Genomic DNA, 9,446 nt, shown 5'->3' with positions numbered 1-9,446 from the left:
ATATCTGACCACGACACGATCAGATCCGCCTGCACATCACCATCACGTCGCATCGCCATCGTCGCTGACCGCCTTCTTTCCGTATCCAGGCTGAATCAGATCACACCGACTTCGTCAACGCGCTGATGAGCACGCTGAGAATGCAGGCCTCGCCGATCCATGCGGCGACAAGCGCCCAGTAGCCCCAGCCCGAGTAGGCGAGGGTGACGCCGATGACGAGGTAACTGAAAGCGCGCGCGGCAAGCTCGCAGGTGGCCGCCAGCGGGCTTTTCAGCCGTCGTTGCAGCAGCGCCTGGCCGATCAGCGAGAATGCCTGGATGGGGAAGATCAGCGAAAGCACCCGGAGCACGTCGCCAAGCTGCGGTATGCGGATGAAACCGGCATACCACGGCGCCGCGATCTGGATGACGACGAACAGCAGGATCGACCAGCCCATGGCCAGCGTGAAGCCGGCCTGGATCAGCCTGGGTTCAAGGGTCTTGAACTGGATCAGCGCGGAGCCGATCCCGCCTTCCCTCAGCAGGTTGCACACGGCCAGCAGGAACATCGCGGCCGCAAGGACGCCGAACTCGCTGGGCGGTATCAGCCGCGAGATGATCGCCATGATCACCAGGTCGACGATCACCGACAATCCCGTCAGGCCCGTCGACATGAAGATGCTGGAGAGCACCTTGTCGGATCGACCGGGCTTAGCCGCCATGGTTCGCCAGATTGTAGCCGCAGGACCTCAGCAGCGTCTCGACATAGTCGCGCTCGTCGCAAAGATAGCTGAGGTGACGCCGGGATGAGGCACCCATTTCGCTCAGTTGATCGCTGAGGCACAGGTCCACGAGAGCACGTGCGATCGCGGGCGGATCGATCTCAACCAGCGTGCCGTTCGGATCGGCGCAATCGATGAAGCGGTGGGAATCGCCGCGATCGCTGAGGAGCAGGGCGTTGCCCGCCCCCATAGCCTCGATGACGCTTTGCGAAGGATAGTTGTCCTTCTCGATCATCGAGACGAAGACCTGTGAGCTGCGCAGCTCGACCGAGAGATTGGGGACGTAGCCCACCTCCACGGTTCCTGCGGCGATGTGCTCGGCAAGAGTAGCGCGAATCTGTTCCTCGAACGGACCGTTGCCGCAGATCTTCACCGACCATCCCGACAGCTGCGGAAGCGCGGTGACAAGAGCTTGTGCGAAGACATGCACGTTCTTGCGCTCGGCGAAGCGGCTGCCGATCACGATGACCTTGCTCTTCGGATCGTCCTGGAAGACTTCCGGATCGAGGTAGGGCGAGGGGTAGGACGAGATCTTGGCGCTGGCGTCGATCCCCTTCGAAGCGAAGAAGTCCTGCAGCTTCTTGGCGACGGACGGGCTGACGCAGAGGAAGGACTTGGCGGCGCGGGGGAGCCAGGTCCGGTTGCGGCGCGCGATCCTGTCCACGACGGCGGGGCTGGTCACTTCGTAGGTGAAGGGGATCCCCAGGAAGCGCAAGGCGATCAGGAAGCGGTCGGTGCCGTAGCTGGAGAAGATCGGGCTGCCTGCCCGGATCTGGGCCGCGAGCAGGCCGAGGCGCCTTCCCCGGCGGAACGGGCGCACGCCGGGGAGCACGACGAGGCAGTCACGGCTCTCGAAACTCGAGACCAGTTTGCCGATCACCGGGTTGGAACGCGCCGTCGCATAAAGCTGCGCCGAGAGCACGAGGATGATCCGGTAGTGCGGCGCGAGGCGTGCCACGGTGGCGGCGAGGCGAATGACTCGCCGCTCGGCGCCGAACAGGTTCTCGCCGCCGATGGCGATGAGCAGCGATCCTTGCGGTGCCTTCGTCATGAGACGCTGAATTCCGCCGCCTCGTGCGCGGGCATCACGGCTCCTTCGGGAGAGACGTAACGGACTTCGCAGTCCATCCAGTACCCGGTGTTGTCGTGCACGCGGGTGCGCGCAAGGCCGATCAGCGCCAGCACGTCGCGGCTGGACGCATCGCCGCAGTTGACGATGAAGTTACAGTGCAGGTCTGCGATGCGGGCGCCGCCTACCTGTGTACCCCGCAAACCCACCTGCTCGATCGCCCTGCCGGGCGGGCCCACGCTGGCGTACATGGCGGGATCGCTGACGAAGACCGAACCGCAATTAGGCTTCTTCAGAGGAAACTTGCGCCGACGTTCCCCCATGATCGCGAGCATCGCGCGCCGGATCTCCGACTGGTCACCCACCTCGAAAGCGAAGGTGATCGAGGTGACGATCGCGTTGTTCTCCTGGAGGGAGGATCTGCGATAGGCGAAGCGGCAGTCTTCCTGGGAGAAGACCTGCAGGTCGCCGTCCTGCGTCAGGCAGCGCACTTCCTCGATCGAGGAACCGATGCCCTTGCGCTGGCTGCCGCCGTTCATGACCGCAAGACCGCCGAGCGTGCCCGGGATGCCGACGATGTGTTCCGCCCCGGTCAGCCCGGCCCTTGCGAGTTCGAGAGCGAACCTTGGAACCCACAGGCCGCCCTGCGCGACGACCCGGCTTCCCGAGATGTGCATGTCCGACATGGCGCGGCCGATGCGTACGACCACGCCGTGGAAGCCTGCATCGTCGAACAGGAGGTTGGAGCCATCGCCGATGACGAGGCGCGGCAATCCCGATGCCTGGATGGCGCGCAGGCCTTTCGCCAGGCCTTCCTCGGTCGAGGGAGTGAGGACCACGGCCGCGTCTCCGCCGATCTTCCACCGGCCGAGCGTGCTCAGCGGCACGTCGAACTCGGCCTTGATCCCCTCGATCGAACGGAAAAGGGACCGGATTTCGTCAGGAATTCGCTGCATGTCTACGCTCCAGCGCGCTCAGGGGATGCCTCGGAGCCAGGACCCGGGGGCGATGCGCAGCCTTCGCCCGGCTACGAGAGGAATCCGCCGGCGCGCTCAGTCCTCGTCGATGCGGATGTTCATTCCCAGGGTCTTCAGCTTGTGGGCAAGGTCGTTGTAGCCGCGCAGCGCCATGTGGGCGTCATGGATCACCGAACTGCCCTCAGCCGCGAGCGCCGCCATGATGAGCGCCATGCTGCCGCGAAGGTCGGTCGACTGCGCTTCGGCCGCGTGGAACTTCACCGGTCCCTTGACGGTGATCTTGCCGAATTCCGCGTGAAGGCTCCCCGGCGGGCAGAACTTGGCCAGCTCCTGCACATAGCCGATGCGCTCGGGATAGCGGTAGTCGAAGATCCTCGAGGTTCCCGATGCCGCCAGAGCCAGGAAGACGAAGAACGGCTGCATGTCCGAGATCACGCCGGGGTGTGTTCCGCAAGGCACCTCGAACGGCTGCACGCCTTCGGGCATCACGTCCGAATGGACGTACGCGGAGTTCCGGTTCGTCAGCAGGTCTATGCCGGAAGCCTGCAGGTAGAGCATCGAGGATTCGAGGTCCTTGAAAGAGACCCCCTCGACCAGGATCTTGCCGCGAAGGACGATCGCCAGCACGATCCAGGTCAGCGCTTCGATGCGGTCCGGCATGACGTTCATCCGCGCGCCTGAAAGGGCGGACTTGCCGTTCACGATGATGTGGCTGTTGCCGATGACCTCGATGCTGGCGCCCATCTGGCGAAGCAGCTTGATGAGGTCGTAGACTTCGGGCGTGATGTAGGCGTTGAAGATCTCGGTCGTGCCCTCGGCGACCGCGCTGCAGATGAGGGCGTTTTCGGTTCCGCCCACGGTGGAGATCGGGAAGTCGATCCGGGCTCCGACGAACTTGCGCGCCTTGACCGAGATATAGTCCGGCAGTTCCTCGACTTCGCAGCCCAGCGTCTTCCAGACCATGATGTGCATGTCGTAGCCGCGCGCGCCGATCTTGCAGCCGCCGGGATACGGGACCTTCGCATGGCCGGTGCGAAGAAGCTGGCCCGCTACCAGAAGGTAGGTCGTCCGGATCGGGACGTCGTAGTCGTCGGTGGAGCGTGCGCCATAACCGCCCGCGGAAATCTTGATGCTGTCGCCAAGGTCGTCGACGTCGATATCCGCGCCAATCGACCGGATGAAATCGATCTTGTGCCCTACATCGACCAGCTTGGTCGGAAAGTTGCCGAGCTGCACTATGTCGTCTGTCAACAATGCTGCGGACAGCAGTCGAGTGGCGGAGTTTTTCGCACCACTTACGCGAATCGAGCCGTGAGGGGGCACCCCGCCTTCAATGTATGCTCACATGATGAGTGAGCAAACAACGGGCATTATCAAACGGCATTTTTCGTCTCCCAACTCAAGATCCAGGCTTGAGCCCAATTGCATGACGCGGCTTCGATAGATCGAACCCGGTCCAGCTCACATGCGGTCGCCGTTCTAGACGGCTGCACCATTATCCCGTTTGCGTCGGGCGCGGGCTCAGGAGGCGATACCAGTCTTTCACTCGGCGTTTGAAGCCAACATACACTTTGCGGTTCGCTTCCTGGATCCACGAAGCTGATCAAGCTTCGGGGAATAGTGAAATCAAACTTGTGTCAGGCGGTTTTCATTACAGCGCCATCGATTATGACTCCCGCAGTGACGTACTTCCACAATGCGATGAGTAGCTTACGAGCAAGAGCTACGATCATAGGTTTACGCAGGCGCCCCCCATTACGTTCAACGCGCTGGTGAAACCATCGAGTTAGTGCTGATTCTGGCTGATTGCGTAACCAGAGCCACGCTAATTCAACCATTGTTGTTCGCAGACGAATGTTGCCGGCTTTTGAAACGCCCTGTTCATAGGTGATTGCACCACTCTGCCACGGGGTCGGCGCAAGCCCCGCATAGGCGGCCACCTGACGCCTGTTGTCAAAATTTCGAAACAACCCTTCACCAAACAGGATGGTGGCAAACTCCGGACCAATTCCTTTGATGCCTATGAGCATTGCCACCGGAGTATCAGCATTTTGTGCTTCGATGAGTTTTCTTCGTTCCACTTCAACTGCTTTGATCTGTTCCAACAACAACTCAAAGCGATCAAGTTCTCGGTCAATCTGAGCCTTCAAATGCGGTGATATCGACCGCCCGTCCCCTGTCCTCAATTCATCCAAACGTTCACGGCGGTCCCGCCGTAATGGTTCGTAGTTCGTGATACCTTGGCCGAACAGCAAACCTTTGATGCGGTTGACGTGGCAAATACGCTCGGCAATCAACACCTTCCGCTCACGGTTTATACGGCGCCGATCCTCTGCTTCCACGCTCGGCACCCTAACCATTGCACAAACCCGCGGCTCACCTCGCTTGTACGCGAGCAACGCCCGCACCAGCGCTTCGCCATCGATCTTGTCCGTTTTAGCACGTCGCCGCCGACGTGAAGTCGCAATGGAAGCGGGGTCGACGACGTGACTCTCGATTCCCTCTTGCTGCAGGACTCGATGGATCCAGAAGCCGTCGAGGCCCGCCTCCTGAATGACGACGATGCCGAACTCGCGCCCGGTACGCGCTTGAGCTTTGTTGCGCAGCTCGGCAAACCGACTAAGCAGCCGTCCCACTTCGCCGGCAGGCACGGTGTGCTTGGACATTCGCTCACCAGCACCTGGCGACAACGATGTCACGAGCCACGTTGATCTACTCAACTCCAGCGATACAAAAATAGCACCGAGGTCCGTACGGATAGCGGAATACGTCGCGGATTGATCAGCTACAAGCATGGTTGCCTCCACAGAGTTCTGGATTGCAAACCCACTCTGACAGAGCGACGGCTGCTATCCACCCCCCATGGCATCTTTCACCGGTGCATGACCCTCAACATAGCGTAGTTTCCCGTAGCGATTACTGCAGTGCAGCATGGGTCGCAATAGCAAATCGCCGCTCGCGGGCAGGCCGAGCCGGGCGTCACCGTAGGGCGTCGGAAGAGCGCCAGGGAGGCTTGCTGGCGGCGGTGGCCATCCGGATGAGCGGCTTCAATCGCCGGCGCGACACCCGTGCCTCGCCTGTCCCCGAACCTGATTCAACCTTTGGGCGGCAGGACAGGTCCCAGGTCCGGGGCGCTGTCCATCGCTGCCGGCCGGCTGGAGTTCACAACCGGTGCGGGGCGGTGTTGCGCTCCAGCGTAAAGCTTATCGGCGAGCAGGCGGAAAGCCACTCCCACCCCGGCGAGGCTCAGGTGGCGAGGGTTGAAGTAGAGGACGCCGCTTGCGCGCGAATAGGCGTGGCACACCGCCTTGTCGCACAGGGCTGGCTTGGGGTCGTAGACGGCGACGCCCGGCTGGCGGCCCAATCCGCTGACGAACCGGTCATAGGCCCGCGCTTCGGCATAGGCGTGGCTGCTGCTTTCGCCGAGACCGTTTGCATCGAGGCCATAGCGGGTCATCAGCGCGGCCTTGGAGGCTACATCGAAGGCCATGAGCGGGGTCTGCATGACGACGATCACGGATTTGCCCGCGGCGAGCAGGCCCTCGACCGACTTTTGCATACCCCGTTCGAGTTGCTCCCGGTTCTTGTAGATCTGTCCGTTCGCGACGAGAATAACGGTCCTGATCTGCGCGTCCGCGGCAAGGCTGGTCAGGGCCATCTCGTTGAACTCACCGCAATGGGTATGTTCCGGGGAGGCAAACCCTTGCGCGGGGGGACAAGCGGATGAAGTCAGTTCCCGAACCGAACGTCGCATCGAACCGGCGCGCTCGCCCAGGTACGGCGCAAGCTCGGCGCCGTGGCTGTCGCCCCATACGGCGACGTCGGGCGCGCGGTCTTCGCTCCCGAAAGCGCAGGTCCGGCCATAGGGGGGCGGAGGCGCTTCGCCGCCGTAGTGGCAGGTGTCGCGACGTGGATTGATGTCCTCGCTCCCGGCGATCAGTTTGCGCGCCTCGGGGGAATAGCGGCCCGGGATGCCCTGGGCGATCATCACGAAGCCGCACAGCGCCGTCACAAGAGCGATCTGGGCACCGCCGATCCAGAGGAAACGAAAGCGGTCCGCCCTTCTGGAAAGGACCGGTCGCTCCACGAGGTGATAGGTCAGGCTGGCGAGAGCGAGCGCTGCGAGGATGGCGGCTCCGGCCCAGGCGATCGGCAGGTCCGCGTCGAGCGCCGTGCGCAAGTACACCAGGATCGGCCAGTGCCACAGGTACAGCGAGTACGAGATCGCACCGATATAGGTCAGCGGCGTCAGCGAGAGCAGCCGTCCGCCCCAGGTCTCTGCGCCGCCCGTCCCGGCATGGATGAGCAGTCCGGCGCCAAGGCAGGGGAGAAGGGAGCGAACGCCGGGGAAGGGCGTGGTTGGGCTGAAAACGGTGATCGAGGCGATCATCATCGCCAGGCCTAGGACCGAGGTCCAGTCCCGCAGCGCCTGTGACTTCAGGGGCGGGATGCCCCCGATGCCGATCAGCACTCCGATCAGAAGCTCCACCGCTCGCGGCGGCAGCATGTAGTATGCGGCGCTCGGAGCCTTGAGGAGGAGAAGCTCGGCTACGAGCAGCGACGCCATGCCCGCCGCGACAAGCAGCATGACCGATTTGGCGCGGGATATCCTTCGCCAGAAGAGCATGAGGAACGGGGGGAAGAATATGTAGAACTGCTCTTCCACCGCGAGCGACCAGAGGTGAAGCAGGGGCTTGAACTCTGCCGCTCCGTCGAAATAGCCCGTCAGGCTGTAGAAAGCGAAGTTGGAAACGAAAAAGCTGGCCGCCATCGCCGTCATGGCCAGTTCGCGGTACGCGGCCGGCGTCAGCATGAAGTATCCGGCTGCCAGCGTGGCCAGCAGGACGACTAGGAGCGCGGGGAAGATGCGCCGCACGCGCTTGCGATAGAAGTCGACGATCGAGAAGCGCTCGTTCTCGATGTCGGCTGCGATGATCCTCGAGATCAGGAAGCCCGATATCACGAAGAATACGTCGACACCGACGTATCCACCGGGTGCCGCCTGGGGCAAGGCGTGGTTCAGCACGACGGCGCCAACGGCAAGCGCTCGCAATCCCTGGATGTCGTTACGGAACCGTGATGCTGACATGCGTACCCCCCCAACCAAGGCTCGTGCCGCATGTGGCAGAGATTGCCCGCATGAACCAGAGGGTGGAAAGGAGAATAGGCGGCCGCACGCGGGACCTTCAATGCATCCTTGGTGTGTCCTGGCGGGAACGGCACGGCAGCAGCGCCGGCGTCGTTCTGCTCGTTTGACATCGCCTCCGACACTCAGTACTTTTTCTTAGAACTGCGGGCCAGTCGCGCTTGGCAAAAGCCTATGCATCGCACCGGAAGTCGCTGTTCGTGCGCAGTCGTAGATGCTCATGTTTTCAGGCGTCCGCTCTCCATTGTGCAGCGCCGTGACTTTCCGAACGGGCATGTGGTCAGCCCGTAGAGCTAGCCGCCTTTGATGACCGAGCGAACCCTGCTTTACCGGGATGATGATTCTTGAAGCACGTTGCCGTGATGACCGCCTACAAGGACTTCCCGATGCTCGAGCAATCTTTGCTGAGATTGCGGGAGTTCGGCGTCGATGTGTTTCTTCACATCGACCGGAAATCGACATTCAGCGCTTCGGAGATGAATGCGATCTCGCAACTTTGCGTGAAGGTGAGAAGCGACTACAGTGTTCCCTGGGGCGGCTATGAGCACCTGGAGGCGATCGTCAAGCTCATGCAGGACATCGTCCGGACTGGGCGGCACTATGACTATGTGCATACCATTTCCGGCCAGGACGTAATCGTTCACTCACTCGATACTCGGCCCGAGTACTGGGACGGCACGATCTACATGAAATCCATCCCGCGGGAGGAATTTCCCGATAATGTCGAGGTGCGGATCCGCCGGCGCAACCTGCTGCGCCGCTTTCAGAAGTGGAAGAAGCCCTGGCAGTTCGCGGATTTCCTACTCGGGAAGGTGCAGGATCTGTCCGGGCTAGGGCGCAAGGGACTTCCCAGCGGAACGCCGCTGCACAAGGGCGAAGTCTGGCTATCGCTTCCTTACAAGGTCTGTGCCGAGATCGTCAGCCAGCCCAGGTACCTCGGCATCCTGGCCGAACTGAAATCGACCTACATCGCCGAGGAGTTCTTCTTCCAGACGGCAATCATGAATTCCCCGCACGCCAGTCGGGTGAACACCCGCAACCTCCGCTACACGGACTGGCACTCCGGACGAGGACGACCTGCCTTCCTGGATGAAACCGACCTGTCACCCATCCTTAAGTCAGGCAACATCTTCGCTCGCAAATTCAGCACGGAGAAATCGACAGCTCTGCTCGACATGCTCAAGCATGCGCCTTCGCGGGAGGTCGGTGGAAGCGGGTAATCCTGCTGCCAGGTGAGCGCATCTTCGCGATCGCAGCATTCCGGACCCGACATTTTCCTGCTACGTAGATGAACGAGTGTGGCCCGATGTTCCGGGGCGAGGGGGTGTTTGGACCGCCCACGTTCCTGTCGGCCCGCATGGCAATCGCCTAACAGCCCGCTGCCGAAGTCGATTTTTCGGGACGGCGCTCAGCCCGGCCCCGCAGACATGATGATCAGCAGCACGCCGGCTTCGGCTGCGACTTGGCCGACGAGGGCGAAGATCAGCGCGTTTT

At 62.0% G+C, this 9,446-nt stretch carries 7 protein-coding genes; 1 reads left to right on the top strand and 6 read right to left on the bottom strand.

The window, feature by feature from the left end:
* Window positions 1-100 precede the first annotated feature (100 nt).
* The 6 genes from GR702_RS21600 to GR702_RS21575 all read right to left on the bottom strand — a co-directional run bounded on the left by GR702_RS21600 (window position 101) and on the right by GR702_RS21575 (window position 7,895).
* A complete protein-coding gene (locus GR702_RS21600) occupies window positions 101-700 on the bottom strand; it encodes an oligosaccharide flippase family protein (protein WP_160987583.1) in 600 nt (199 codons plus the stop codon).
* Window positions 690-1,811 carry a glycosyltransferase gene (locus tag GR702_RS21595; protein WP_160987582.1) on the bottom strand — a complete coding sequence of 374 codons (1,122 nt, stop codon included), beginning with the start codon at window positions 1,809-1,811 and terminating at the stop codon, window positions 690-692. The genes GR702_RS21600 and GR702_RS21595 overlap by 11 nt, the downstream gene beginning before the upstream one ends.
* Window positions 1,808-2,785 carry a UDP-N-acetylmuramate dehydrogenase gene (gene murB / locus GR702_RS21590; protein WP_160987581.1) on the bottom strand — a complete coding sequence of 326 codons (978 nt, stop codon included), beginning with the start codon at window positions 2,783-2,785 and terminating at the stop codon, window positions 1,808-1,810. Before murB ends, GR702_RS21595 begins: the two co-directional genes overlap by 4 nt.
* A 96-nt stretch (window positions 2,786-2,881) precedes the next feature.
* Complete coding sequence (locus tag GR702_RS21585; RefSeq protein ID WP_337192675.1) at window positions 2,882-4,129, bottom strand: UDP-N-acetylglucosamine 1-carboxyvinyltransferase; 1,248 nt, start codon at window positions 4,127-4,129, stop codon at window positions 2,882-2,884.
* Window positions 4,130-4,443: 314 nt separating this feature from the next.
* The gene (locus GR702_RS21580) at window positions 4,444-5,601 is read right to left on the bottom strand and encodes an IS110 family RNA-guided transposase (protein WP_160987580.1); all 1,158 of its coding nucleotides are present in this window, start codon (window positions 5,599-5,601) and stop codon (window positions 4,444-4,446) included.
* Between the two features lie 299 nt (window positions 5,602-5,900).
* A complete protein-coding gene (locus tag GR702_RS21575) occupies window positions 5,901-7,895 on the bottom strand; it encodes an acyltransferase family protein (protein ID WP_160987579.1) in 1,995 nt (664 codons plus the stop codon).
* Window positions 7,896-8,296: 401 nt separating this feature from the next.
* On the opposite strand from GR702_RS21575, the gene GR702_RS21570 reads away from it, so the two are divergent.
* Complete coding sequence (locus GR702_RS21570) at window positions 8,297-9,172, top strand: beta-1,6-N-acetylglucosaminyltransferase (RefSeq protein ID WP_160987578.1); 876 nt, start codon at window positions 8,297-8,299, stop codon at window positions 9,170-9,172.
* The last annotated feature ends 274 nt before the right edge of the window (window positions 9,173-9,446 follow it).

Origin of the sequence: Novosphingobium silvae (assembly GCF_009856825.1) — a bacterium.
GTDB lineage: Bacteria > Pseudomonadota > Alphaproteobacteria > Sphingomonadales > Sphingomonadaceae > Novosphingobium > Novosphingobium silvae.
This window is presented reverse-complemented; position numbering and strand designations above follow the sequence as displayed.

Coding starts and splice junctions, on each gene's coding strand:
- GR702_RS21600 (WP_160987583.1), bottom strand. CDS start 700: ATGGCGGCTAAGCCCGGTCGATCCGACAAGGTGCTCTCCAGCATCTTC.
- GR702_RS21595 (WP_160987582.1), bottom strand. CDS start 1,811: ATGACGAAGGCACCGCAAGGATCGCTGCTCATCGCCATCGGCGGCGAG.
- murB (WP_160987581.1), bottom strand. CDS start 2,785: ATGCAGCGAATTCCTGACGAAATCCGGTCCCTTTTCCGTTCGATCGAG.
- GR702_RS21580 (WP_160987580.1), bottom strand. CDS start 5,601: ATGCTTGTAGCTGATCAATCCGCGACGTATTCCGCTATCCGTACGGAC.
- GR702_RS21575 (WP_160987579.1), bottom strand. CDS start 7,895: ATGTCAGCATCACGGTTCCGTAACGACATCCAGGGATTGCGAGCGCTT.